Origin of the sequence: Oribacterium sinus (assembly GCF_014202695.1) — a bacterium.
Taxonomy (GTDB): Bacteria; Bacillota; Clostridia; order Lachnospirales; family Lachnospiraceae; genus Oribacterium; species Oribacterium sinus.
In genome coordinates this window covers 230,762-257,345 of record NZ_JACHHH010000003.1, presented here as the reverse complement: position 1 = coordinate 257,345, position 26,584 = coordinate 230,762, and the positions used below count along the sequence as shown (strand labels likewise).

General features: G+C 43.6%; 20 protein-coding genes, 2 tRNA genes and 1 rRNA gene. 22 read left to right on the top strand and 1 reads right to left on the bottom strand.

The features are described 5' to 3' along the window. The 19 genes from HNQ46_RS12375 to gltA form a co-directional block, all read left to right on the top strand. Nucleotides 1–141: ribosomal RNA gene (locus HNQ46_RS12375) — 23S ribosomal RNA — on the top strand; the annotation flags it as partial. Nucleotides 142–202: 61 nt separating this feature from the next. Continuing rightward, nucleotides 203–275, top strand: a tRNA-Thr gene (locus tag HNQ46_RS04475). 145 nt (nucleotides 276–420) lie between these two features. Continuing rightward, nucleotides 421–494: transfer RNA gene (locus HNQ46_RS04470), tRNA-Ile, on the top strand. Nucleotides 495–831: 337 nt separating this feature from the next. Continuing rightward, the gene (gene htpG / locus HNQ46_RS04465; RefSeq protein WP_183683373.1) at nucleotides 832–2,949 is read left to right on the top strand and encodes a molecular chaperone HtpG; all 2,118 of its coding nucleotides are present in this window, start codon (nucleotides 832–834) and stop codon (nucleotides 2,947–2,949) included. A gap of 165 nt (nucleotides 2,950–3,114) precedes the next feature. After that, nucleotides 3,115–5,043, top strand: a complete 1,929-nt coding sequence (locus tag HNQ46_RS04460) for a flavocytochrome c (protein WP_183683371.1) — start codon at nucleotides 3,115–3,117, stop codon at nucleotides 5,041–5,043. A gap of 212 nt (nucleotides 5,044–5,255) precedes the next feature. Continuing rightward, nucleotides 5,256–5,522, top strand: coding sequence for an IreB family regulatory phosphoprotein (locus tag HNQ46_RS04455; protein ID WP_007158034.1), 267 nt, complete (start codon nucleotides 5,256–5,258; stop codon nucleotides 5,520–5,522). A gap of 60 nt (nucleotides 5,523–5,582) precedes the next feature. After that, the gene (ruvX, locus tag HNQ46_RS04450) at nucleotides 5,583–6,008 is read left to right on the top strand and encodes a Holliday junction resolvase RuvX (RefSeq protein ID WP_007158033.1); all 426 of its coding nucleotides are present in this window, start codon (nucleotides 5,583–5,585) and stop codon (nucleotides 6,006–6,008) included. Nucleotide 6,009: 1 nt separating this feature from the next. Next, on the top strand, nucleotides 6,010–6,276 hold the full coding sequence (locus tag HNQ46_RS04445; protein WP_007158032.1) for a DUF1292 domain-containing protein: 267 nt from the start codon (nucleotides 6,010–6,012) through the stop codon (nucleotides 6,274–6,276). 157 nt (nucleotides 6,277–6,433) lie between these two features. Beyond that, nucleotides 6,434–8,422 (top strand): ribonuclease J, encoded by a 1,989-nt coding sequence (locus tag HNQ46_RS04440; RefSeq protein WP_007158030.1) that lies wholly within the window; start codon nucleotides 6,434–6,436, stop codon nucleotides 8,420–8,422. Between the two features lie 7 nt (nucleotides 8,423–8,429). Further along, nucleotides 8,430–8,909 carry an endolytic transglycosylase MltG gene (locus HNQ46_RS04435; protein ID WP_183683369.1) on the top strand — a complete coding sequence of 160 codons (480 nt, stop codon included), beginning with the start codon at nucleotides 8,430–8,432 and terminating at the stop codon, nucleotides 8,907–8,909. Between the two features lie 8 nt (nucleotides 8,910–8,917). After that, nucleotides 8,918–9,571, top strand: a complete 654-nt coding sequence (locus HNQ46_RS04430) for an O-methyltransferase (protein WP_183683368.1) — start codon at nucleotides 8,918–8,920, stop codon at nucleotides 9,569–9,571. Between the two features lie 130 nt (nucleotides 9,572–9,701). Then, nucleotides 9,702–10,934 carry a peptidase U32 family protein gene (locus HNQ46_RS04425; protein WP_183683366.1) on the top strand — a complete coding sequence of 411 codons (1,233 nt, stop codon included), beginning with the start codon at nucleotides 9,702–9,704 and terminating at the stop codon, nucleotides 10,932–10,934. Between the two features lie 125 nt (nucleotides 10,935–11,059). Continuing rightward, entirely contained in the window at nucleotides 11,060–12,049 is a 990-nt protein-coding gene (locus HNQ46_RS04420; protein WP_183683364.1) for a YdcF family protein, read from the top strand. A 93-nt stretch (nucleotides 12,050–12,142) separates the two neighbouring features. Next, nucleotides 12,143–15,040 (top strand): insulinase family protein, encoded by a 2,898-nt coding sequence (locus tag HNQ46_RS04415; RefSeq protein ID WP_183683389.1) that lies wholly within the window; start codon nucleotides 12,143–12,145, stop codon nucleotides 15,038–15,040. 55 nt (nucleotides 15,041–15,095) lie between these two features. Next, the gene (era, locus tag HNQ46_RS04410) at nucleotides 15,096–16,055 is read left to right on the top strand and encodes a GTPase Era (protein ID WP_007158024.1); all 960 of its coding nucleotides are present in this window, start codon (nucleotides 15,096–15,098) and stop codon (nucleotides 16,053–16,055) included. A gap of 133 nt (nucleotides 16,056–16,188) precedes the next feature. Continuing rightward, on the top strand, nucleotides 16,189–16,839 hold the full coding sequence (recO, locus tag HNQ46_RS04405) for a DNA repair protein RecO (protein ID WP_183683362.1): 651 nt from the start codon (nucleotides 16,189–16,191) through the stop codon (nucleotides 16,837–16,839). Nucleotides 16,840–17,148: 309 nt separating this feature from the next. Continuing rightward, nucleotides 17,149–18,543 carry a glycine--tRNA ligase gene (locus HNQ46_RS04400; protein WP_183683360.1) on the top strand — a complete coding sequence of 465 codons (1,395 nt, stop codon included), beginning with the start codon at nucleotides 17,149–17,151 and terminating at the stop codon, nucleotides 18,541–18,543. A gap of 234 nt (nucleotides 18,544–18,777) precedes the next feature. Beyond that, nucleotides 18,778–19,659, top strand: coding sequence for a sulfide/dihydroorotate dehydrogenase-like FAD/NAD-binding protein (locus tag HNQ46_RS04395; protein WP_183683358.1), 882 nt, complete (start codon nucleotides 18,778–18,780; stop codon nucleotides 19,657–19,659). A gap of 12 nt (nucleotides 19,660–19,671) precedes the next feature. Further along, complete coding sequence (gene gltA, locus HNQ46_RS04390; RefSeq protein ID WP_183683356.1) at nucleotides 19,672–21,060, top strand: NADPH-dependent glutamate synthase; 1,389 nt, start codon at nucleotides 19,672–19,674, stop codon at nucleotides 21,058–21,060. 373 nt (nucleotides 21,061–21,433) lie between these two features. On the opposite strand, the gene HNQ46_RS04385 is transcribed toward gltA, so the two are convergent. Then, the gene (locus HNQ46_RS04385) at nucleotides 21,434–23,221 is read right to left on the bottom strand and encodes an aminopeptidase P family N-terminal domain-containing protein (protein WP_183683354.1); all 1,788 of its coding nucleotides are present in this window, start codon (nucleotides 23,219–23,221) and stop codon (nucleotides 21,434–21,436) included. 264 nt (nucleotides 23,222–23,485) lie between these two features. On the opposite strand from HNQ46_RS04385, the gene HNQ46_RS04380 reads away from it, so the two are divergent. The 3 genes from HNQ46_RS04380 to HNQ46_RS04370 all read left to right on the top strand — a co-directional run bounded on the left by HNQ46_RS04380 (nucleotide 23,486) and on the right by HNQ46_RS04370 (nucleotide 26,572). Then, a complete protein-coding gene (locus HNQ46_RS04380) occupies nucleotides 23,486–24,118 on the top strand; it encodes a hypothetical protein (RefSeq protein ID WP_183683352.1) in 633 nt (210 codons plus the stop codon). 453 nt (nucleotides 24,119–24,571) lie between these two features. Beyond that, on the top strand, nucleotides 24,572–25,201 hold the full coding sequence (locus HNQ46_RS04375; protein WP_243155848.1) for a ComEA family DNA-binding protein: 630 nt from the start codon (nucleotides 24,572–24,574) through the stop codon (nucleotides 25,199–25,201). Between the two features lie 234 nt (nucleotides 25,202–25,435). After that, a complete protein-coding gene (locus tag HNQ46_RS04370) occupies nucleotides 25,436–26,572 on the top strand; it encodes a D-alanyl-D-alanine carboxypeptidase family protein (RefSeq protein WP_243155847.1) in 1,137 nt (378 codons plus the stop codon). The last annotated feature ends 12 nt before the right edge of the window (nucleotides 26,573–26,584 follow it).

Sequence of the window (26,584 nt, the reverse complement as noted above, 5' to 3'; positions counted from 1 at the left end):
CTAAGCGTGAAGCCAACCTCAAGATGAGATATCCCATCGCAAGAGTAAGACCCCTTGAAGAGAACGAGGTAGATAGGACTGAGGTGTAAGTGTAGCAATACATTCAGCTGACAGTTACTAATAGGTCGAGGGCTTATCCAATGCGTCTGGTTTTTGTCTAAAGTCTAGGAAGAATAATCTAAGATATGTGGTTTGCAGGTATGCCGATATAGCTCAGTTGGTAGAGCAACTGATTTGTAATCAGTAGGTCTTCGGTTCGAGTCCGAATATCGGCTTAAGCCTAAGCGTAGCTTAGGCTTTTTCTATCTCATAAGATAATATTAGATAGGTGGTATTTCATTTAGCAAGCATACACTTTTTATTACTTATAGATTTCTTAACAACTTGCTAAAAAGGATAGATTTTCTTATAATCATTTACGGAACCGTAGCTCAGTTGGTTAGAGCACTCGGCTCATAACCGATCGGTCCAGGGTTCGAGTCCCTGCGGTTCCATGCAGAACAATGCATTGCATTGTTCTTTTTTTTATTCATAACGAGTATCGTGCGCAAAGCGTGCGATATCTCGTTTATCAGTTTGATTTTGTGAATCCGGTTTATCTTGTAGCGAATATAGTGATTGATTTTATAGTGCTTAAATAGATAAAGAATGAAACTCTAAAAACTATAGAGAAAATGCATATGGAAAAAATGAAGAGATGAATTATTAGCACTTATACTTGATGAGTGCTAATAATTGTGCTATACTATTTTTGTTTGATACTCCGAAAGAGGTATAGGAGACATAAGGTTTATCTAATTAAATTTTATATAGTAGAAGAGAGGTATTTTTATGGAAAAAAAGGGATCTTTATCAATTCATAGTGAGAATATTTTTCCCATTATCAAGAAATGGATGTATAGCGATCAGGATATTTTTGTTCGTGAACAGATTTCCAATGCTACCGATGCGGTAACCAAGCTGGAAAAGCTTGCTCTGATTTCCGAATGGGAGAAGCCGGCAGACTATAAAGGTCGGGTAAGCGTTATTGTGAATCCTGATGCAAAAACCATTTGCTTTAAAGATAACGGTATTGGCATGACGGAGGAAGAAGTTGAGAAGTATATTACCCAGATTGCTTTCTCCGGTGCAGCGGATTTTATCGAAAAATACAAGGATAAAGCTAACAGCGATCAGATTATTGGGCATTTCGGTCTTGGATTTTATTCTGCATTTATGGTAGCGGATCGGGTGGAAATTGAAACCCTTTCCTATAAAAAAGATGCGAAGCCTGTTCATTGGTCCTGTGATGACGGTACGGACTACAGCATGACGGAGGGCAGTAAGTCTTCTCACGGTACGGAGATTACTCTTCATTTGAATAATGACTGTTTAAAGTATGCCAATGAATGGGAAATGCGTTCCATTATTGAGAAGTATTGTTCCTTTATGCCGGTTGAAATTTATCTGGAGAAGCTTCCTAAGGACAGCCAGGAAATTTTGGCATCTGAAAAGCTTCCGGAGGATCTTGTCTTGGAAGAGATTCCGGAGAAGCTGGAAAAGGACGAGAAGGGCGAGGAGAAAAAAACGGAGGCAAGGCTGAAGATTGAAAAGCGTCCTGTACTCTTAAATGAAATCCATCCGCTTTGGGGAGAGTCTCCTTCCACAGTGACGAAAGAGCAGTATTTGGATTTTTATCGGAAGACCTTCCATGATTATAAGGAGCCTTTGTTCTGGATTCATTTAAATATGGATTATCCCTATCATTTAAAGGGAATTCTGTATTTCCCAAAGATTAATTCTGAATACGAATCCATTGAGGGCACAATTAAGCTTTATAACAATCAGGTCTTTATTGCGGATAACATTAAAGAGGTAATCCCCGAGTATCTGCTTCTTTTAAAGGGTGTAATTGACTGTCCGGATCTTCCGTTGAATGTATCTCGTTCTCAGCTGCAAAATGACGGGTTTGTCAAGAAGATTTCCGATTACATTACGAAAAAGGTAGCTGAGAAGCTTTCCGGTTTATGCAAGACGGATCGGGAGAATTATGAGAAGTATTGGGACGATATTTCTCCCTTTATCAAGTACGGTATTCTTAGAGATGAGAAATTTGCAGAGAAAATGAAGGACTATATCCTGTTTAAGGATCTGGAGGATAAGTATCTGACTTTACCGGAGCTTAAAGAGAAGAAGGACGATTCAGAAGGAGCTTCAGAGAATGCCGAGAATAAGAGTTCTGAAGAGAGTCAGCAGAAAGATAAGCAGGCTTCCGATGAAAATACAAAGGAAAGCGGCTCAGAGACACAGTCCGGGGATGGGGAAAAACAGGAGGAAAAGGTCCAAAGAGTCTACTATGTTTCTGATGCCTTGGCCCAGAGTCAGTATATTCGTATTTTTAAAGAGCATAAGAAGGAAGCGGTATATCTTACGGAAAGAATCGATTCCGCATTTATTACTGAATTAGAGGCGAAAAATGAAGGGCTTCGTTTCCAAAGAATCGATGCGGACTTCCAGGAGGCTATGCAGGAGAAGCTTTCCGAGGAGGAACAGAAAAATCTTCATAGTCTCTCAGAAAAATTGGAAAAGAGCTTCCAAAAGAATCTTGCTAAGGATAAGTTGAAGATTAAACTGGAAAGACTGCTGTCAAATACACCGGCTGCACTACTGTCTATTTCCGAGGAATCCAGAAGAATGCAGGAGATGATGAAAATGTATGCCATTTCCGGCATGCCCATGGGAGAGCTTCCACTGGAGGAGAGTCTGGTGTTAAATGAAAAGCATCCTTTAGTGGATTATCTTTTAAAGCATGAGGGGCTTTTGGAAACAGAGGAAGGAAAGCTTCTTGAAGAGCAGATTTACGATCTTGCCCGCATTCAAAATGCCAGTCTAAACGGAGAAGAAATGAAGCAATTTGTAGATCGCTCCGAAAAGCTTCTTTTACAGTTTGTAGAGGAGAAAAAGGCTTAAAAGAACTGTATTCTTGCCTATATATTGTAAATTTGTAAAAATTGATAGAAACTCGCGGAAAATATGGTTTTTTCCGCGAGTTTTTGCTAATAGTCAAAATAGAAAGATTTATGTTATAAATATAACGATGCAAGAGTAGGAGTTTTTTAGGAGTAGAGGAGCAGTATGAAAAACGAGAAATTTTTATCTTACTTGGTGATTTTCGCCGGTATTCTCTGCGCTGTGATTTTAGGGATTCGTTCTTGGAATACAGAACAGGCAAGAAAGGTGGATGCTCCGGATACGGCAAAGACACAGAAGGTTACAGTAGCCGGTTTCGGAGGAGACATGACATTGGAGGTCACCGCAGATGCGGATAAACTATATGGGGTAAATGTCTTAAGCAATTCTGAAACCCAGGGTATCGGAAGTAAAGCAGTGGAAGCTCTTCCGGCTTTAATGGTGGAACAGCAAAGCTTTAACGTGGACGGTATTGCAGGTGCAACCGTATCCAGCACGGCTCTCCGTACCGGTGTAGAGCAGGCTATTAAGGAAATGGGCTTCTCTACAGATAAGTTTAGTACTCCCAGCGGTGGAAGCAGCAAAGCAGAGCCGGAGAAGGACCAGAATCTGGAAGCGGATGTGGTGGTTATCGGTGCCGGCGGGGCAGGAATGATTTCTGCTATTACTGCAGCGGATTTGGGAAAATCTGTTGTGATTTTGGAAAGCCAGGCCATGGTGGGAGGAAACTCTATCCGTGCAACCGGAGGTATGAATGCGGCAGCAACCAAGTGGCAGAACGAGAATACCTTTGAAGAAGGAGCAGGAGTAGAGAAAACTCTGGCAACAGCTGCGGAAAAGTACAGTGACAATGAAACCATTACCGCCTTAGCTGCCAAGGTAAAGGAACAATACGCCGCTTATCAGGCCAATCCGGAAGGATATTTTGATTCCGTAGAGTTGATGGAATTGGATACCATGGTGGGAGGAAAGGGCAAGAACAATCCTACTTTGGTCAAGGTATTGGCCGAACAATCCGGTCCGGCTATTGATTATCTTGAAAAATTAGGAATGACTATTCATAATGTAGGTTCCTTTGGAGGAGCTTCCGTAAAGAGAATTCACCGTCCTGTGGATGAGAATGGAAAGGTTATTGCAGTCGGTTCTTACATGATTCCTATTTTAGAGGAGAATCTGAAAAAACGGGATAAGATTACCTTACTGACTTCCGTAACCGCGGAGGAAATTACCAAGTCAGAGGATGGCAAGATTTCCGGTGTAAAGGCTAAGGGCAGCTCCGGCAACTCCGTAGAGGTTAAAGCTCCTGTGGTTATTGTAGCTACCGGCGGTTTTGCAGCTAATAAGGAGATGGTGGAAAAGTACCAGCCAAGCTTAAAGGGCTATATGTCCACAAATGCACCCGGTGCTTTGGGACAGGGAATCACCATGGCGGAAGCCTTGGGAGCGGACACTGTAGATATGGATCAGATTCAGATTCATCCTACAGTAACCACAAACGATGCTCATCTTATTACAGAGGGCTTGCGAGGAGACGGTGCTATTTTAGTGAACCAGGAAGGTCTTCGTTTTACCGACGAGGTAGGAACCAGAGATGCGGTATCCAAGGCGGAGATAGAACAGACTAATTCTCAGGTTTATCTGGTGCTTGATAATAAGATGGTGGAGAAATCCGCTGTTATTCAGGGATATATTAAATCCGGCTATACCGTGACCGGTGAAGATACCAAGAGCCTTGCCAAGGCTATGGGGGTTCCTGAGGATGCCTTTGAAAAGACCATTACTGAGTGGAACGAAAGTGTAGCAAAGAAAGAGGATAGCGCATTCGGAAGAACCAGCTTTGCGGACCCACTGGATACAGCACCTTTCTATGCCATTAAGGTAACTCCCGGCGTACATCACACCATGGGAGGACTTCGCATCAATGAAGTCACCGAGGTTTTGGACAAGAACGGCAATGCAATTCCCGGACTTTTTGCGGCAGGAGAAGTTACCGGAGGAGTACATGGGGCTAACCGTTTAGGCGGAAATGCTGTTGCAGACTTTACTGTCTTTGGAAAAATTGCAGGAGAATCCGCAGCAAAATTCCAGGGCTAATAGAAAATTTCCCTAATGCATCGATACTTTCCGAAAAATACATTGATGCAGGGATAGGAAAAAGAGGCTAAAGAACTTATTCTTTGGCCTTTTTTTGTCGTCATATTGTGTAGGAAATCATGGGGACTGTAAAAAGAAAGTAAGGAAAGCGGACTTGCGAAAACAATAAAAATGAGATAGAATAAGGCAAGTTTTGAGAGGGACGTGTTTTTATGAATAATGAGATGAACCATACCCAGATTATTAAACCGGTGCAGAACAGTTTGGCGGCATCAGAGGTATTAAAGGAAGTTTATACAGCGTTGACAGAGAAGGGCTATAACCCTATTAACCAGATAGTGGGGTACATTATGTCCGGAGATCCTACCTATATTACCAGCTATAAGGGGGCGAGAAGCCTGATTAATAAGGTAGAGCGGGATGAACTCCTGGAAGAGTTGATGCGGAATTATGTAGAGAGTAAATTAAAAAAGTCATAAGCTTTTTTGGTCTGTCTGGAGTTCCGGAGAGACCTTTTCTTCAGTTTCAGTAGGAGTAGTATGCGGATTTTAGCATTAGATTACGGATCCAAAACAGTGGGGCTCGCCATTACTGATCCTTTGGGTATCATTGTTCAGCCTCTTAAAACCATTTGGCGGGAAAGAGAAGGAAAATTACGAAAGACCGTAGAAGAAATTCAGGAAACTTGCAAGGAATATCAGGTGGAAGAGTTGGTTCTGGGTTATCCCTGCCACATGGACGGTAGTGAAGGAGAAAGGGTAGAACGGGTTCTGGCCTTTCAGGAAATGCTTAAGAAAAAAATAGAGCTTCCCATACATTTGTATGATGAAAGGCTCAGTACCATGGAAGCGGAAGAAATTTTGCGAGAAAACGGAGTGCCCAAAGATAGACAAAAGGAAGTTTTAGATCAGGTAGCTGCTCAGGTAATTTTAGAGGATTACCTTCGAAACAGAGAGGAAGGGTAAAATGGAAGGCGGAAGAATTCGTTTACGTTCAGAAGAAGATGATTTAGAGTTGGAGATTTTGGAGGAGACTGTGGTACAGGGGGTGACCTATATTTTGGTTACCGATGCCAAAGAAGGGGAAGACGGCGTTTGCTATGTGATGAAGGACACATCCGCGCCTGAGGACGAAGAAGCGGACTTCAGTTTTGCGGAGGGAGAAGAGGCGGAACGCATTATGGATATTTTCGCAGAGCTGCTTTCCGGAGAAGATATTACCATAGAAAGATAGAGCCATAGAAAGACGGTGCCATAGGAAGACGGAATCGGGATTGGAACTCCTCTTTAGTTAGGGCAAGGGAATACCCGAAGGAAAAGGGTAAGAAAAAAATACAAATGCAAAGAAACATACATAAATACAAATGAATATAGACTAAGAAAGGAATAGAATGAAAGAAGGAAATAACGGAAATAGCAACAACAGTGAAAAGAAGAAGGTAGAAGGGGCTCATCGTATCGTAAACGTTCATAAGAGTCAAATTGGAAAATCTAAAAATACTGATGGGAAGAGAAATTACAGAACAGCCAATGCCAGAGCAACGGCGAAGCAGGAAAGCAGGATGATGAACGTGCCAACCCCAAGAAAAAATCCATTAAGACCCAGAAGCAGGGAGGAGGATAAGCCGGTTTACAGTCCGGAGCATTTCCCATTGCTCACCGGAACCATGGAGGTATCGGAGAGTAAGGCAAAGGGAAGAAAGCCCAAGCACAGTTTTCAGGGCTCTGTGAAGGTAATTCCCTTGGGAGGACTGGATCAAATCGGTATGAACATCACTGCCATTGAGACAGAGGATACCATGATTATCGTGGACTGCGGATTGGCCTTCCCTACAGACGATATGTTGGGAATTGATTTGGTTATTCCGGATATCAGCTACATCAAGTCCAAGATTCATAAGATGAAGGGCTTTGTGATTACCCATGGCCATGAGGACCATATCGGAGCGTTGCCCTATGTATTACAGCAGATTAATGTGCCGATTTATGCCACAAAGCTCACCCTGGCTTTGATTCAGCGGAAGCTTGTGGAAAACGGCTTGGATAAGCTGGTGAAGATGAAGACCATGAAGTTCGGTCAAACCGTGAACTTCGGAGATTTAAAGGTGGAATTCGTAAAGACCAACCACTCTATTCAGGATGCGGCTGCCTTGGCGATTACCACTCCTGCCGGTGTGATTATCCATACCGGAGACTTTAAAGTGGATTACACCCCTGTTTTTGGGGATCAGATAGATTTACAGCGCTTTGCAGAACTGGGAAAGAACGGCGTTCTGGCTATGCTTTCCGATTCCACCAACTCTCAAAAGCCCGGATTCACCATGTCTGAAAAGACAGTGGGAAGAACCTTTGATTTGATTTTTGCAGAGCATCAGAATAGCAGAATTATTGTGGCAACCTTTGCCTCCAATGTGGATCGTGTGCAGCAGATTATCGACACTGCCGCAAAGTATAAGAGAAAGGTTGTAGTGGAGGGACGTTCCATGGTGAATGTTATCTCCGTAGCTTCAGAGCTGGAATATATCCATATCCCGGAAGGTACCCTCATTGACATTGAAAACTTAAAGGATTATCCGGATGAGCAGACTGTTCTGATTACCACCGGTTCTCAGGGAGAGTCTATGGCGGCTCTTTCCCGTATGGCCAGCGGTATGCATAGGAAGGTCAGCATTGGCCCCAATGATGTGGTGGTTATGTCTTCTCACCCCATTCCCGGAAATGAGCGGGCGGTAGATAGAGTAGTCAATGAACTTTGTAAGCTCCATGCTAAGGTGATTATGCAGGATACCCACGTTTCCGGACATGCTTGCGCAGAGGATTTGAAGCTTTTGTACTCCCTGGTAAAGCCCAAGTATGCTGTACCCTTCCATGGTGAATTTCATCATAGAAGATCTGCAGCAACGCTGGCGGAATCTGTCGGTGTAGATAAGGATAAGTGCTTGATGCTGGACAACGGTGATGTACTGGAGTTCACGGCGAATGGAGAAGAAGTCAGCTACAGCATCAAAGAAAAGGTGCAGGCCGGCGGTGTTTATGTGGACGGACTGGGCATCGGAGATGTAGGAAATATTGTGCTGAGAGACCGTCAGAACCTGGCACAGAACGGAATCATTGTGGTGGTTCTTACCCTGGAAAAATATTCAGGACATCTGATGGCAGGACCGGATTTGATTTCACGAGGCTTCGTCTACGTGAGGGAGTCTGAGGATTTAATGGAAGAAGCCAGAGTGGCGGTGCAGGATGTGGTGGATGACTGTCTTTGCACCCATGTCAGCGACTGGGGTAAGATTAAGACCCAGATTAAGGATGGGCTGTCCGACTTCCTTTGGAAGAAGATTAAGAGAAATCCTGTGATTTTACCGGTAATTATGGAGGTATAAACGGAAAATGGAGAAAAGAAGCTTCTTAAGGGCATTTACCCAAATATTGATGAGTGTATCTGTACGCTTTCTTTTTCTCGTATTTCTTTTGTTTTTGATTTTGCAGGGGGTACAAGTTGCCTATCGTTATGGCCATGGTCTTATGTACGACCATGCCATGGAAGCCTCACCGGGAAGGGAAATCACCTTGGATATTCAGGAGGGGGAGTCCTGGAAGGAAGTGGGAGAAAACGCCAAGTCTTTGGGACTTATTCAAAACGCCCAGGCCTTTGCCCTGAAAGCCAAGCTTTACCACAGTAAGTTGCTTCCGGGAAAATACACTCTGAGTACAGCCATGACCCAGGTGGAAATGCTGGACAGTATTACAGAGGAGGGAAAGAAGAATCAGGAATTAAGCGATAAAAACTTAGTTACTGAGACGGAAGACCAGAGCACCGAGGAAAGCCGAGAGGAACAGGAAATCGGTGGCGGAAATGAAAATGAATAGGAAGTACTTTGGATAAAAAAGACAGAATCAGCCAATTTATACAATCCTTCCTCCCGGAAAGAACTGCTTTCCTGGAGGAGATTCGCAAGGAAGCGCTATCGGAGGCCGTCCCTATTTTACGGGAGGAAACCGCAGCGCTTCTTCGTGTTTGTTTGAAAACGAAAAAAAAGCCTAAAATTTTGGAATTGGGGACTGCTGTAGGCTATTCCGCCCTGGTGATGATGGATGCCTTAGGGGGAGAAGGGGAGATTGTAACGGTGGAGAATTTTCCGCCCAGAATCGAAAAGGCAAAACAGAACTTCGGGGCAAGTCCTTATCAGGATAAAATCACCTTACTGGAAGGGGACGGAAGCAGGATTTTGGAGGAGCTTCTGGAAAAGAAAGAGCAGTTTTCCTTTGTATTTTTGGATGCTGCCAAGGCTCAATATCCTCTTTGGCTTCCTTCTATTTTGAAACTCTTGTCTCCCGGTGGTATACTCTTTTGTGACAATATCCTCCAGGGAGAATTATTGTTGGAGAGCCGTTTTTATTTGGAAAGAAGACAGAGAACGATTCACAAGCGGATGCGGGAGTTCCTGAGACTTCTGCAAAGGGAGGAAAGTCTGGAGACCTCCATTTTACCTATTGGAGACGGAGTAAGTCTTTCCGTCAAGAAATCATAGAGTGAAGCAGTAGGAAGATTGGTGCATTGAGTTCATTGGTGCAAAGAGAAAATCAGCACAAAGAGAGAATCAGTACAAAGAGTTCATTAGTACATAGAGTTCATCAGTACATAGAGTAGAAAGTAGGATTATGAAGAGAAAAGTGGAGTTGTTAATTCCGGCGGGGTCCATGGAGGGCTTGAAAACCGCCATTCACTATGGGGCGGATGCCATCTATATGGGAGGAGAGGCATTTTCCCTCCGAGCAAACGCCAAGAACTTCAGCTTGGAGAAGATGAAGGAAGCGGTGGACTATGCCCATGAAAGAGGGGTAAAGGTCTATGTCACCGCCAATATTTTGGCCCACAATGCGGATTTACTGCCTATGCGGGAGTACTTTTCCGAATTAAAGGAAGTGGGGATGGATGCGGTATTGATTGCGGATCCGGGAGCCTTCCTTCTGGCAAAGGAAATGATGCCGGGAGTGGAGATTCATATTTCCACCCAGGCCAACAATACCAACTATGAAACCTTCCGCTTCTGGCATCAGCTGGGCGTAAAGAGAGTGGTTTGTGCGAGAGAGCTAAGCTTGGCAGAGATTAAGGAGATTAGAGACCATATCCCGGAGGATATGGAAATCGAGGCCTTTGTGCATGGGGCAATGTGTATGTCCTATTCCGGTCGTTGCCTGCTTTCCAGCTTTTTCACCGGAAGGGATGCTAACCAGGGAGCCTGTACCCATCCCTGTCGTTGGAAGTATTCTTTGATGGAAGAAAAGCGTCCCGGAGAGTATTATCCGGTGTTTGAAAATGATAGGGGAACCTACATTTTCAATTCCAAAGATCTGAATATGATTAGTCATATTCCCGATCTGATTGAGGCGGGAGTGGATTCTTTAAAGATTGAAGGGCGAATGAAGACGGAGCTATATGTGGCTACCGTGGCCAGAACCTATAAGGTGGCTATTCAGGATTATCTGGAGGATCCGAAGAAGTATGAGGAAAAGCTTCCGATTTATGAGGAAGAAATCCGGAAATGTACCTTTAGAGACTATAGCACCGGCTTCTACTATGGCAGACCGGATGAAGAGGATCAGATTTATGGCAATAACAGCTATAGTGCAGGAGCTATTTATCTGGGAACAGTGGAGAAGGTGGAGGGAGAGTTTGCCTTCCTGCAGCAGAAAAATAAGTTTTCTGTAGGGGAAAGCATTTCCATTATGAAGCCAAACGGGGATAATCTGGATACAGAGGTACTTTCCATGGAGGATGCGGATACCGGAGAAAGTCTGGAGTCCTGTCCCCATTCCAAGCAGAACTTAAAGATTCGTTTTTCCGTACTTCCGGAAGCCCAGGATGTATTAAGAAGAATCGAAGACAAATAGAAAAAGATCTATTAGAGGGAAAACTCCATTAAAGAGAATAGTCTATTAAAGAGAACAGTCTATTAAGGAGAAAAGTCTTCTAAAGGAGAAAGAATTTTCAGGAGAAAACCGGGAAAGGAGAAGATATGGGAATTGTATTTTTAATATTAGCCTTAGGATGTTTTCTTTACTTTGGCTTTTTATGGACCACCGCTTCCTATCTTTCCTTTCTTTGGATTTGGCTTCTTTTGGGAGCTATTCATCTCCTGATGGCCTTTGTCTATAAGGCACCGGAGCGTTTACGAAAAAATCCCTTGTTTTTTCGCTTTAGAATTTTTGGCTTAAGCAGTTACTGCATTTTTTTCCTGCTTTTCAGTTATCTTATCGGTTATTTAAGCCAATATCACTACGGGCAGTGGAAGGATCCCCTTTCTTATATTTTGGTGGTGGGTTCGGAATTGGAAAACAATAAGATTACGCCACTCCTTCAAAATCGCCTGGAAAGAGTGGATTTATGCTATCAGGAGAATCCTTTCGCAACGATTGTACTTTCCGGTGGTAAGGGAAGGAACAGTGCCAGTGCGGAAGCCAGCGTGATGTACCAAAGTATGCTGAAGATGGGGATTCCCGCCGATGCTATGCTGATGGAGTTTTACTCGAAAACTACGGAGCAAAAGCTTTCCTACGGAATAGAAAGCATTTTCCAAGGAGAGCAGAATCAGGAAGGCTCCGAGGTAGAAGAGGATCTTCGCAAAAAGCGTCGGGAAGAAGTCCGGAGAAGACTGGCAGCCCAGGAAAATCAAGTTGTGGACTATGAAGAGGACTTGGATTCGGATGAGATTTTTGATTCGGCGGAAGAGCTTAAAACAGAGGCATCCGAAGGACAGGAAATCAAAGACGATTCAGTCGAGAAAGAGATCGGAATCGGCATTGTGAGCTCCCAGTATCAGATGTTCAGAGCCTGCCATTTTGCGGAACAGGCTCTAAAAAAGCAGAGAGAAGAAGGGAAAGTGGATGCTTTACAGAAAGTCAGCATTGTGGGCTTTCCTTCGGTAGAGGATCCTGCGCTTAGGCCGCATCTTTACTTTCGGGAGGCACTGTTCCTCTTCGGAGAAAGGCTCTGCCATAAGCTTTAGAAAGGCTTTGCCATAAGAGGTAAACAGGCTTTATCGTAAGCTGTAGACGGATCTGGGAAGAATTCGGTAGTTTAGAAAGGAATAGATATTTTGATGAAGGCATATCAGTTTATAGAAGAAAAAGAGATTAAAGAGCTGGAAACCATGGCCCGGGTATATGAGCATAAGAAGACCGGTGCCAAGGTTTTATGCTTAGAGAATAAGGATGACAATAAGGTCTTTAGTATTGCCTTTCGTACCCCTGCGGAGGATTCCACGGGAGTAGCTCACATTACAGAGCATTCCGTGCTTTGCGGTTCTAAGAAGTTCCCCTTAAAGGATCCCTTTGTGGAGCTGGTAAAGGGCTCTTTAAAGACCTTTTTAAACGCCATGACCTATCCGGACAAAACCGTTTATCCGGTGGCCTCCCAGAATGACAAGGACTTCCAAAATCTTATGGATGTATATTTGGATGCGGTTTTTCATCCAAACTGTCTGGAAAACTACCGGACATTTTTGCAGGAGGGCTGGCACTATACCCTGAATAAGGAGGGAAAGCTATGCTATAGCGGTGTAGTCTATAACGAGATGCGGGGCGCATTTTCCGACCCGGAGTCCGTACTGGAACGCTATACCTTCCATTCCCTTTTCCCGGATACCAGCTACGGCAATGAGTCAGGGGGAGACCCGGAGGACATTCCGAAATTAACGTATGATGCCTTTAAGGCCTTCCATCAGCGCTTTTATCATCCCTCCAATTCCTTCATTATCCTTTACGGAGATATGAATATGGAGGAGAAGCTGAACTGGATTGATGAGGCCTATTTGCAAGAATTTGAACGGATTTCTCCAAACTCCGAAATCGCACGTCAGCAGCCCTTCGGAAAAATGGTGGAGGAAAGCCAATACTATCCTATTTCCGAGAAAGATAGTAGTGAAAATAAAGCTTATCTTTCTTACAACTTTGTTTTGGATGCAGGGCAGGATGCGAAGAAGTCCATGGCGTTTTCTTATCTGGATCATGCCTTACTTTCCGGTCCCGGAGCGGTATTAAAGCAAAAGCTTTTGGAAGCAGGCTTGGGAGAGGATGTTTTCGGAGGCTATTCCGACGGTATTTTACAGCACTATTTTTCTGTTATTAGTAAGAATGTTTCTGAAGAGAGAGCCGGAGAGTTTTTACAGCTGATTCAGGATTGCTTTCAGGACGCCGCGGAAAATGGTTTAGATCATAAGACCATTTTGGCAGCTATTCACCATGATGCTTTCCAGTATAAGGAGGCGGATTACGGCAGTACCCCTAAGGGACTGGTTTACAGCTTAAATGCTTTGGATTCCTGGCTCTACGGAGGAAAGCCCTGGCTTTATCTGGAAGCGGAGGCTCTTTATAAGGAACTGATGGAAGAGGTGGAAAAGGGCTATTTTGAAAAGCTCTTAAAGGAAAATTTCTTGAACAATCCCCATTCTTCCCTCCTCCGTTTATTACCCAGGAAGGGGATGACAGAGCAGAAGGAAGAGAAGCTTTCAGAGGAGTTGCAGGCCAGATGGCAGGCATTTTCTCCGGAAGAAAAAGAACAGATCAAAAAAGTAAAAGAAGAACTTACTTTATACCAGCAGACAGAAAATACTGAGGAAGCTTTAAAGACTCTGCCGGTACTCTCCAGAAAGGATATCAAACGGGAAGCGGAGTCCTACCCTTATCAGGAGGAAAGCCTTGGAAACAGAAAGTTGATTTTGGTGCCCGGAGAGTCTAAGGGGGTTTTGTACCTTCGTCTGCAATTCCATACCGACGGACTGAGTGAGGAGGAACTGTCCTATCTTTCCTTCTTAAAAACCTGTCTTGCCTATATGGATACGGAAAATTATCGTTTTCAGGATTTTAATTCTGAAATTTATCTTCATACTGGAGGCTTTAGTGTGGATTTAACAGCTTACCCGGATTTTGTGGAGAAGGATCGATACACCGGTGTCTTGGCTCTGGACTTTAAGCTTTTACATGGAGAATTAAAAAATGCGGTAGAGTATCTTGAGGAGATGCTGTTTCGAACGGTTTATCAGGAGGAAAAGCGTCTTTCCGAGATTCTTTTGGAAGCAAAGTCAAGAGAAAGAATGCGCCTGGAGGGTTCCGGTCACAGCTATGCGGTGACTCGTGCCATGTCGGCTTTCTCTCCAAGCTCTCATTTTCAGGAGCAGATTAAGGGGGTTGTCTATCTGCATTTCTTAGAAGAACTGGAAGAGGATTTTCGTAAGAATCCCAAGGCCTTAGGAGAAAAACTTACAGCCCTATCCAAGAAAATTTTTAGCGGAGAAAGATTGCTCCTTGCAGCAGGGGGAGATATCGGCATTTTCGAGAAGGAAAAGAAAGAGCTTACAGATTTTTTGGGAAGACGTTTTCCGGAAATGGAAGACTGGAGAGAAACAAAATTTGCAGGGGAAAAAGAGCGAAGGGAAGCCTTCAGTACCACTTCCCAGGTGAACTATGTAGCGACCGCAGGCTCCTTCCAAGGGGAAGCTTACCCCTATACCGGAAGCCTGAAGGTTTTAAAGGTGATTTTGTCCTACGACTTCCTCTGGAAGAATATTCGGGAGCAGGGAAATGCCTATGGGGCGATGTGCGGTTTTGGACGAAACGGAGAAAGCTTTATGGTTTCCTACAGGGATCCCAATGTGCAAAGAACCTTGGAGCAATATCGTAAGGTGGCAGAGTATCTGGAAAACTTCAAGGCGACAGAACTGGAGTTAAACAAATATGTTATTGGAGCCATCTCCGAATTGGATATGCCAAAGTCCGCCTATACCAAGTTCCTTTTGGGATTAAGTTGTTATCTTTCCAAGCTTACAAAGGAAGACTTGCAGCGAGAAAGAGATGAACTTTTAGATGTGGAGGAGAAGGATATCCGAAATCTTTCTGCTTATATCAAGAGAGCATTCCAGGAAAAGGCACTTTGTGCCATTGGAAATAAGGGTGAGCTGGAAAAGGCCAAAGCTGCTTTTGAAAGTCTGGAAGAGATTTAATAGAAAGGGATAAACAATATAGGGATTTTGTTTTGAAAGGGAAGGGAGTAAAGCGATGGGATCTGTAATTGATGATTTTTTTGCCAAGGAAAGAGGCGAAGAAGTAAAAGTAGAGGAAGGACCGGTGAAATCCGGCTTTGTTTCCATTGTAGGGCTTCCCAATGCGGGAAAGTCCACTCTTCTCAATGCCTTGATTGGTCAGAAGGTGGCCATAACTTCGAAAAAACCCCAAACCACCAGAAACCAAATTATGGCGGTGTATGATGAGGAGAGGGGGCAAATCGTTTTTCACGATACTCCCGGAATTCACAAGGCAAAAAATCAGCTATCCGTATATATGGAATCCGTGGCGGAAAAAGCTTTAGGAAACGGAGATCTGGTTCTCTATATTGTGGATGCCACCGAGCAAAAGGGGGAGAAGGAAGAGCAGATTCTTTCTCTTCTTAAGCATAGCAAAAGAAAGATTATTCTGGTTTTAAACAAACTGGACCTTCTGGGGGGCGAGGATGCTTTCCTGAAAAAGAAGGAAGACTATGAGAAAGAACTGGACTTTGCTGCTATTGTAGGAATTTCCGCCTATAAAAGTCAGGGCTTGGAGGAGCTGAAGGACATTCTTTTTGATTTGCTTCCCTATGGCCCTCGTTACTACGATGAGGAGACTATTACGGATCAGCCGGTGCGGGAAATTGCGGCAGAGCTGATTCGGGAGCAGGCTCTGTATAAGCTGGATAAGGAAATTCCCCATGGCATTGCAGTGCTGATGGACAGTATGCGAGAAAGAAAAAACGGTATCTGGGATGTAAAGGCCACCATTGTCTGTGAAAAGGAAAGTCACAAGGGAATCATTATCGGAAAGGGCGGCGCCATGCTGAAAAATATCGGTACCGGTGCCAGAATTCAGATGGAAAGCCTTTTGGAGGCCAAGGTAAATCTGCAGCTTTTTGTAAAGGTCCGAAAGGACTGGCGGGAAAATCCGGCCTATCTACGGGAATACGGTTATAGGGAGCAGAAGTAGAGCTTTGTGGGTGCAAGAAGGTTCCGTTTATAGAAGCCAAGATTGGGAACGAGAAAGTTCTGTTTGTAGAAGCTAAGATTGGGAATAGCAGTTTAGAAATGGAAAAGTACCATTAGGAAAGTAGAAGGGGTCAGTGAAAGAGGAAATTGTTCTTCACGGGGTGGTGCTGTCCGAGCACAGCTTACGGGAGTTTGACAAGCGATTACAGCTTCTCACTATGGAGAGGGGGAAAATGACGGTTTGGGCCAGCGGAGCAAAACGTCCCAACTCTCCTCTTTTAGCAGGGAGCCGTAGCTTTGTCTTCGGAAAATTTCATTTACGGGAAGGAAAGGCGGGATACACCCTTCGTTCTGTAGAGGTAGATGCCTATTTTGAAGAGATTGCAAAGGATTTGGAAAAGGCCTGCTATGCCGCCTATTTTTTAGAGCTGGCTGAGCTGGTGGCCCAGGAAAATCTGGAGGCTCCCCAAATGGTGGAGCTTCTTTATCTTTCCTTAAAGGCACTCTTACATAAGGGCTTGAAAAATGAATTGGTAAGGAGAATTTTTGAGCTTCGTATGCTGATGCTGGAGGGGGAATACACGGAGGAGCCCCCAATACCTTCCGGAAAGTCGGTGCAGGAGGCCTGGCATCATGTCCTGTCCGTACCCTTGGGAAGACTCTATACCTTTACCCTGGAGGAGGGAACCCTTCTATCCTTCTCCCGGAATGTGGATTATCTTTGCAAAGAAAGCTTTCCCAAACAATTTCAAAGCCTTCGAATCTTAAAAAGTCTTGGCTCCTAAACTTTAATAGGACTGAAAAAGCAATATTATCCAGGGAATATCCCTAAGACGGGTCTGAAAATTGAGGCATTCGTGCCCCAACATCAGGCCTGTTTTATATTTAAAAAAGCTATTTTATATTTAAAAAAGCCATTATTTATAGGGGATTTAAATAAGTTTCCTCGGGGATGGACTGTGGATATTCCAAAGACCTCCGGCTTGATGTATAATAACAGATAATTTTACAAAGAATAAGGAGAAGAGTCTTTGTAGGATGGAAGAAGTAAAAGGAAACGTTGGGGAAATCAGAATTAGACTGGAGAGAGAAAAATGCCAAAAAATTATACCATGGACACCATTGTGTCATTAGCAAAAACCAGAGGATTTGTATATCCGGGATCTGAAATTTATGGTGGGCTTGCAAATACCTGGGACTATGGAAATTTAGGGGTAGAGTTAAAGAACAATATCAAAAAGGCTTGGTGGAAGAAGTTCGTGCAGGAATCCAAGTATAATGTAGGTATTGACTGTGCCATCCTGATGAATCCGGAAACCTGGGTGGCTTCCGGACATTTGGCAGGCTTTTCCGATCCTTTAATGGATTGTAAAGAGTGTCGTGAGCGTTTTCGTGCGGACAAGGTAATTGAAGACTTCTGCGAAAGTCACAATATTCCTTTGGAGGGATCCGTGGATGCCTGGTCCAAGGAGGAGATGGAGAACTTCATTAGCTCCCACGAAGTACCCTGCCCCAGCTGCGGAAAGCACAATTTCACCCCTATCCGTCAGTTCAACCTGATGTTTAAGACTTTCCAGGGTGTTACGGAGGATGCAAAGAACACAGTTTACCTTCGTCCGGAAACCGCACAGGGAATCTTTGTAAACTTTAAAAATGTGCAGAGAAGCTCTCGAAAGAAGCTGCCTTTCGGAATTGCTCAGATCGGAAAGTCCTTCCGAAATGAGATCACCCCCGGAAACTTTACCTTCCGTACCAGAGAGTTTGAACAGATGGAGCTGGAATTCTTCTGTAAACCGGACACAGACTTGGAGTGGTTCGGGTATTGGAAGGATTATTGCCAGAAATGGCTTCTGAATTTAGGCATGAAGCCGGAAATGCTTCGGGCAAGAGACCATGAGGCCGCAGAGCTTTCCTTCTACTCCAAGGCTACCACAGACTTAGAGTTCCTTTTCCCCTTCGGTTGGGGAGAGCTGTGGGGAATTGCGGATCGTACCAATTATGACTTATCCCGTCACGAAGAGGTCTCCGGTCAGGACATGAAGTATTTTGATGACGAGACCAATGAGCATTATCTTCCCTATGTTGTAGAGCCTTCTCTGGGAGCGGATCGTGTAACCTTAGCTTTCCTTTGTGCGGCTTATGATGTGGAGGAATTGGAAGGAGGAGATGAAAGAACTGTCCTCCGTTTCCATCCGGCTTTGGCTCCGATTAAGATTGGGGTTCTTCCCCTTGCCAAGAAGCTGGGAGAAGGGGCAGAGAAGATTCATGAGGAATTGTCCAAGTATTGGATGTGCGAGTACGATGACCGTGGAAATATTGGAAAGCGTTACAGAAGACAGGATGAAATCGGAACCCCTTATTGCGTAACCTATGATTTCCAGTCCGAAGAGGATCATGCGGTTACCGTAAGAGAAAGAGACAGCATGGAGCAGGTGCGTATCCCTATCAGTGAATTGCAGTCTTACTTTGCCGAGAAATTAGCTTATTAAAGTAAGCTTTGCATAAATAAAAAACAGGAAAAAAATATTTTATTTGCTACAATAAAATTGCTGAAAAAAACATCATTTCTTTTTTGCTATACACAAGAAAGAAGTTTCGATTTTGTGTACTGTGAACATAATGCTGTTTTGTAGATGAATTTTACTGAAATTCTGCTATTCTATAATTAGAAAGAACAGGTCTACGAAACTTGTTTTTCGTAGGAAAGAAACATGGAGGAGAGCATGTACAAGATCACAAGAGTTGAGCATCTCGTTGACAAGGACTGGCTCATGGACGTGGAGGCGCCCTATGTAGCAAGAAAGGCGGAGCCCGGCCAGTTTATGATTGCAAAACTGGGAGAGTTGGGAGAAAGAATTCCCCTCACCATTGCAGACTACGATAAGGAAAAGGGAACCATTACCATTGTGTTCCAGGTTGTAGGCGCTTCTACAGAGAAGTTTAGTCACCTGCAAGTAGGAGACTACTTCACAGATATTGTAGGACCCTTAGGCAGACCTTCCGAACTGGTAGAATTAAGCCCGGAAGAGTTAAAAAAGGAAAATCTGATTTTCATTGCCGGCGGAGTGGGAGCTGCTCCGGTATATCCTCAGGTAAAGTGGCTACACGAAAGAGGGATAGAAGCAGATGTTATTCTTGGAGCCAGAAATAAGGATCTTCTGATTATGGAAGAAGAACTTCGCTCTGTAGCTAAGAATGTTTATGTTACTACGGATGACGGTTCTTACGGAGCCAAGGGCGTGGTTACTGATGTGTTGAAGAAGCTGGTCAATGAAGAGGGTAAGAAGTATACCCGTTGTATTGCCATCGGACCGGTAATCATGATGAAGTTTGCTGCCCTTACCACAAAAGAATTAGGAATTCCCACCATTGTTTCCATGAACCCCATTATGATTGACGGAACAGGAATGTGTGGTGCTTGCCGTTTGGTTGTCGGAGATCAGGTAAAGTTTGCTTGTGTGGACGGACCGGAGTTTGACGGACACTTGGTAGATTTTAATCTGGCAATGAAGAGACAGCAGACCTATAAGGCCGAAGAAGGTAAAGCATTACTGGAACTTTTGGAAGCAGAAAAGTCCCATGGCGGATGTGGAAACTGCAACTAAGGGAGGGAAATTATGGCAAATATGATGAAGAGGGTTCCTGTGGCAGAACAGGAGCCGAAGGTACGTGCAAAAAACTTTGAAGAGGTATGCTTGGGATACAGCGATGCAGAGGCTAAGGAAGAGGCAGACCGTTGTTTGAACTGTAAGAATCCGAAATGTGTAGTAGGATGTCCCGTTTCTATTCAGATTAATGATTTTATTACTCAGATTAAAGAAGGCAATATTGAGAAGGCTGCAGACATTATTGCAGAATCCTCCGCATTACCGGCAGTTTGCGGTAGAGTTTGTCCTCAGGAAACCCAGTGTGAGGGCGTTTGTATCCGCGGTATTAAGGGAGAGCCTGTATCTATCGGAAAGCTGGAGCGTTATGTAGCGGACTGGGCAAGAGAGCACAACTATGTGGCAGCAAAAGCAGGAACTCCCAACGGCAAGAAAGTAGCCGTTATCGGTGCAGGACCCTCTGGTTTAACCTGTGCGGGAGATTTGGCAAAATTAGGTTATGATGTAACCATTTTCGAAGCCTTCCACGAGCCGGGAGGAGTTTTACAGTACGGTATTCCGGAGTTCCGTCTTCCCAAGACCAGAGTAGTTGGTCCGGAAATTGAGAATGTACGGAAGCTGGGGGTAAAGATTCTCACCAATGTTTTCGTAGGACGCTCCATTACCGTGGATGAGCTTTTGGAGGACGAGGGCTTTGATGCAGTGTTCTTAGGAACAGGTGCAGGACTTCCGAAGTTTATGAATATTCCCGGAGAGACAGCTAACGGTGTTTACTCCGCTAACGAGTTCTTAACCAGAAATAACCTGATGAAGGCATACAGAGAAGATTCAGATACCCCTATGAAGGCCGGAAAGAAGGTTGTAGTTGTAGGTGGCGGTAACGTTGCCATGGACGCTGCAAGAACAGCTCTTCGATTAGGAGCAGAGGTTCATGTGGTATATCGTCGTTCCGAGGCGGAGCTTCCTGCCAGAGTGGAGGAAGTACACCATGCCAAGGAAGAGGGAATTATCTTCGACCTTTTACAGAATCCGGTAGAAATCCTTGTGGATGAAAATGACTGGGTAACCGGAATCCGTGTCATTAAGATGGAACTTGGAGAGCCGGATTCTTCCGGAAGAAGAAGACCGGTAGAGATTCCCGGTTCCGAATATGTGATTGACTGTGATACAGTAATTATGTCCTTAGGAACATCCCCCAATCCTCTGATTAGCGAGACTACCAAGGGATTAGATACCAACAGAAGAGGATGTATTATCGCTAAGGAAGAAAACGGAGAAACCACCAAGCAAGCGGTTTATGCCGGAGGTGATGCGGTAACCGGCGCTGCAACCGTTATTCTGGCCATGGGTGCAGGAAAAGCGGCAGCAAAGGGAATTCACGAGTACTTGTCTAATAAGTAAGTAGTGAAATAAGAAAAAGGGATCATAAAAATCAAAATAGTTTTCTTAACAATATAGGTCTGCAACTGGGGCACGCTCTCGCTAGCTTCGCCACGTATCAGTACTAACTTCAAGCTTCGCGTTGCTCGCTTTCAGTAAGTACTGACGGGCTCAGACTACCCCATATTCAGACCTATATTGACGAAAATCTATTTATTTTGATTCTTTATGGTCCCTTTTCCTGTAAATGTAGCAAGCGGAATAAGTACTCATATTTTTAGGCATAATTTGCTTATACCAAAAAAGTGTTCAGATCAATTTGCATCTGAACACTTTTTTCTTCTCTTTTGGGACGCTTTTTTATAGTCTCTTCATATTAATATAGAAGCATATATTAGATTGCTCTGGTGTACTTCTTTAAGAATTCCTTCTCGTCTTCCTTAAGAAGTGGGGCAATGGTCTCATAAACTCTTGCATGGTAGTCGTTTAAGAGCTTCTTATCCTCTGCATTCAACATATCCGGATTGATGGCATCCAGATCGAAAGGAATCAGAGAAATGGTTTCAAAATACATGAACTGTCCATACTCGTTCTTCTCTCCCTTTCTGGCGAGAAGCTCATTTTCCAGGCGGATACCGTGGGAACCTTCTATATAGAATCCCGGCTCATCGGTAATAATCATACCTTCCTGGAAAGCCTCCACTTCTCCGGCACGGTACTTCCAACGGAAGCCCATAGGACCTTCATGGATGTTCAGAAGGTATCCTACGCCATGTCCTGTACCATGGTTGAAGTTTAAGTCTCTGTCCCAGAATGGCTGACGGCAGAGGATATCCAGAGTTAAACCGCTACATCCCTCTAAGAACTTCGCATTGGCAAGGTGTAAGTTACTGATAGCTACCAAAGTAAAATCATCTTTCATCTGCTGAGGAACCTCTCCTAAAGCAAAGGTTCTGGTAATGTCGGTGGAACCTTCATAGAAGCCTGCACCGGTATCGCTTAAGTACAGAGTTCCGGTATGGAATTCCACATCGGTTTCAGGAGAAGAGGTGTAGTGCACAATAGCGGAATGAGGACCAAAGGAAGAAATGGGCTCGAAGCTTGGACGAATAAAGTTGCCCATTTCGGCACGGAACTCATCCAGCTTTGCTGCGGCAGACATCTCTGTAATCTTAATCTTGCCGATATTTTCCTTCAGCCACTTCATAAAGCGAAGGTGTGCAACGCTATCCTTAATCTGGGCTTTACGAATATTTTCAATCTCAACAGGATTCTTGATAGCCTTCATTAAGATGGCAGGATTTCTCTTTTCTACGGTCTTTACAGACTTGGGAATATTGTTGAAGAGAGCATAGTTTAACTTGCTCGGGTCAATCATAACAATATCCTTGTCGGAAAGTTTTTTTACATCCTCGTAAATGGCATTGTAGGGATGAAGCACTACGCCATCCTTAGCCAGCTTTTCCTGCAAAGCCTTGTCCAGCTTTCTTTCATCAATGTATAAGTCGAAACGGTCCATGCGAATGATGGCATAGCTGAGAACAAGAGGGAAGAACTCGATATCATTACCGCGGATATTCAGAGTCCAGCAGGTATCATCCAGGGTGGAAACGATATGGGTATTGCAACCCTCATCTTCCATTTCCTTACGAATACGAGCCATCTTACTGCTTACGCTTTCTCCGGCATATTTTTCATCCAGATCAAAGGCAGGCTCTTCGGAAAGTGCCGGACGATCCTTCCAAACCGGATCTACAAAGTCCTCATCATAGAGAATCTTAGCTTTCTTTTTCTCGGCAATACGAGCGTATTCCTGCCCTTCTCCTACGGATACGGCACGACCGTCAAAGGCAAGGGTATCGCCCTCCTTCAAATGCTCCTCTAAGAAGGCTTCCAGACTGGGTACTCCCGGCTCGAACATCTTCATCAGCTGAACGGTGGTTCCCTCCAACTGCTTAGCAGCCTGGATAAAATAGCGACCGTCAGTCCAAAGCCTTGCTTCCTCTAAACCGATAAGAGCAGTTCCGGCAGAACCGGTAAATCCGGTGATAAACATTCTCTCTTTAAAATGCTCTCCAACATATTCGCTTTGATGGAAATCCGCGGTGGGGACAATCAGCATAGTAATGCCCTTTTCCTTCATAATCTTTCTAAGTGCGGAAAGTCTCTCAGGTACTGTCATGTTCTACCTCCATAATTCTTCAAGTATAAAAAACCAAATGCTGTAGGATAGTATAGCATGTTTTGCTCAAAAAGGCTAAAGAATAGGGCGAAAAACTTTGATTTTTAGGAAAAATGTTCTAAAAAAATAACGGAAGCGAAAGTCCGGAGTAATCGCGCTACAAAGGAAAAAAGCCTAAAAGTATTCTAAAAAGCTATATTAGGCTGGCTTAGAAAAACGTCCCATGTTATACTGCCATCAGTTTTACGTGAGAAAGGAAGAGCTATGTTAAAGTGTGAGAGAACATCCGTAATGAATATAGAAAATGCGATTAGAGGTGCCAGAAATCCTATGAATTCCTGGGATAGAGCGGATTCTTATTATGATGAAGAAGGAAATTATCAGCTGGGACCTAATGACATGAATCTGGCAAGACGTTTACGACTGGCCGGTTCCGATCATAGAAAGTTTATCCGCCAAATCTTTGTCTCCGTGGACATTACGGCTCCTCTTTATTGGTGGAAGGAGTATGACACGTATAAGGTGGCAACTGTAGCAAATTCCACCTCTACCATGCACAAAATTCATTCTAAGGAATTTAGTATAGAGGACTTTTCCCATGACCATCTCACAGAGGAAGGGCTGGAGAGTTTGAAAAGAACCGTGGAGGATCTGGAACGTATTCGTCTTCGTTTTCTGGAGAAGAAAAACAAGGAGGACTGGTACACTATTATCCAATTGCTTCCCAGTTCTTATCAGCAAATGCGGACCTGTACCATGAATTATGAGAGCCTTATTAATATGTATTTTTCCAGAAAGAACCATAAGCTGGAGGAATGGCATACTTTCTGCGATTGGATTCAGACCTTGCCCTATGCCAAGGAGCTGATTTTGGCAGAGAAGGAATCGGAAGCATAGCCTTTTCCGCTTTTTAAAATTTTTTATGGCAATAATCTTCCCTATAAAATTTTTATTCGAAGAGAATTTGTAGGGAAGATTATGTTATACTATAGCTCATCAATTTCTTCTTTCGTTTTTTAAAGATTCTATTTTTCCTACCATTATTCATCCTTTTATTCATAACGAGTATCGCTCGCAAAGCGTGAAATATCTCGTTTGTTCATCTTCAAGTTTTCTTATTTCCAGTTATTTATTTTTTCCAGCGTTTTTATTTCTATTCATCCATTAATTCAAGCAAACATTCATTTATTTGCTTATTTGTCTATTTATCCGTTTAATTTCAAGCATTCTACAGTCTATTCATTTTAATTCCAAGCATGCTACGTTCTGTACTTTTATTTTCAAATATTCTGTCATTGATTTTTTTTCAAGTATTCTGCAATCTATTCATTTTTTAGAAAGGAACTTCTTATGCCTAAATTTAGTCTATCTTCCTTGAAACAGGGGAAAATTATTTTATTGCTCCTGATGTTTATGCTTCTGGGTTTTTTATTTTTCATGAATCAGGAACGGGAAAGAAAAATTATTTATAAGGGTGCGGCGGGGGAAGAGAAAGAAGCGTTTTTAGCCCGAGGTGCTTATGAAAGCTTAGAGGTAAAGAGCAAGGAAATGCTGCCGGTAAATCAGGGAAAAACGGCAGAAGAAAAGAAAGAAAAGCAAGAAGAGAATAAAAAGGAGAAAAAAGAAGAGAACCCGGAGATTAGTAAAGAAGAAAGAAAGGAAGAAAGCAAAGAAGAAAGTGAAGAAGAAAGTAAAGCAGAAAGTAAAGCAGAAATCGGAGTGGATGGCGAAAAGAAAGAAGCCGGCATAGAAGACAGTCCAGAGAAAATTCAGCAAAATCGGGAGGAAAAGAAAATCAATATCAATACCGCTACAGAGCAGGAGCTGGAAAGCTTAAAAGGAATTGGTCCCGCCACGGCAAAAAATATCATCCGTTACAGGGAGGAATACGGCGGATTTTCCAGTATTGAAGAAATTAAGAATGTGAAGAGAATCGGAGATAAAATATTTGAAAAAATCAAGGCGGATATCTGTGTGTAACAAAGGCCGGTGAATAGTTGACATGATTTTGTAAGCTTTATCCCTTGTGCTTTTCTGCTTTGCCCTTTATGATGAAAATGTTTTCCTTTATTCTGAGAGAATAAAGAGAAAAACAGCTAAGAGAAATTGAGATGCGAAGGAAAGAGTGAAATTTTTAATAGGAAGAGATAGTCCTTTCTTTTAAAAAGTTAAAACATTATAGGAAGAAGCAATCAGGGAAAGATGAGAAAAAGAATGGGAATCAAAAAAAGCTTGTGCTCTATGGTTTTATTACTATCCATATTACAGAGTACATTGATTTATGCAGAAGAAAGAGTTTACGGAATTTCAGACTACGGTCCGGTTTCCGTTAATGGAAATGGTGTAGGAAGAGGAAAGGATTCCACCTACCAGTATATTGAAGACCTTCTTTATAATAATCAGGGGAATACCGGGGCAGGAAACAGTGGATCTGCAAATTCCGGCGGAAGCAGTCCGGCAGCCAATCCGACCAGTGCCTCCTCTCAAAATACAACGAAGAGTGGCGGCCAAAATACGGCTGTTACTCAGGAAAGAAAGTGGAATTTGGCAAAGCTCTCGGGGAATGGGCAAACCAAGTCTATCGGCTCAGAGGTGAATGCCAATTATGCAGTGGTTTTTGACTTGGATCAAGGTACAATCTTAGGAGAAAAGAACAGCTCCGTAAGCATGAATCCGGCCTCTATGACGAAAGTGATGACTTTACTTGTGGCGGTAGAGAATCTTCTGGATTTAGAGAAGAAGATTACCATTACCCAGGATATCGTGGACTATGTGAAGGCAAGAGGAGCCAGCAACTGCGGTTTTGTGGCAGGGGAGCAGGTTCGGGTAAAGGATTTACTCTATGGGGTAATTCTACCCTCAGGAGCGGATGCCGTATTGGCTCTGGCGAAGGAAATTGCCGGTTCTGAAGCCGGATTTGTAGCTTTAATGAATAAAAAAGCCCAGGATTTAGGACTATCCTCAGACTGTAAATTCCAAAATGCCACAGGGCTATATCACAGTACCCATCATATGAATGTAAAGGATATTGGAGAAATTATGGCGGCGGCTATGCGAAATTCCTTAGCCAGAGAGGTTCTTTCCACGGAGAACTATCAGATTCCTGCCACCAATAAGCATGGGGACGGTATTAAGCTGACGAACCTGTTTGTACAAAGAATAAAAGGGCAGGATACCGGAGGCGCCAGTGTGACTATGGCGAAAACAGGTTTTGTTCGTCAATCTATGTTTTGCGCTGTCAGTAGCGGAAAAGGAGCAAATGGAAAGAATCTTTTGGTGGTAACCGGCTACAGCTCCAGCACCTGGCAGTGTATTAAGGATCATGCCACCTTGTATAAGCGTTTCGGATAGATGTAAAGGGGA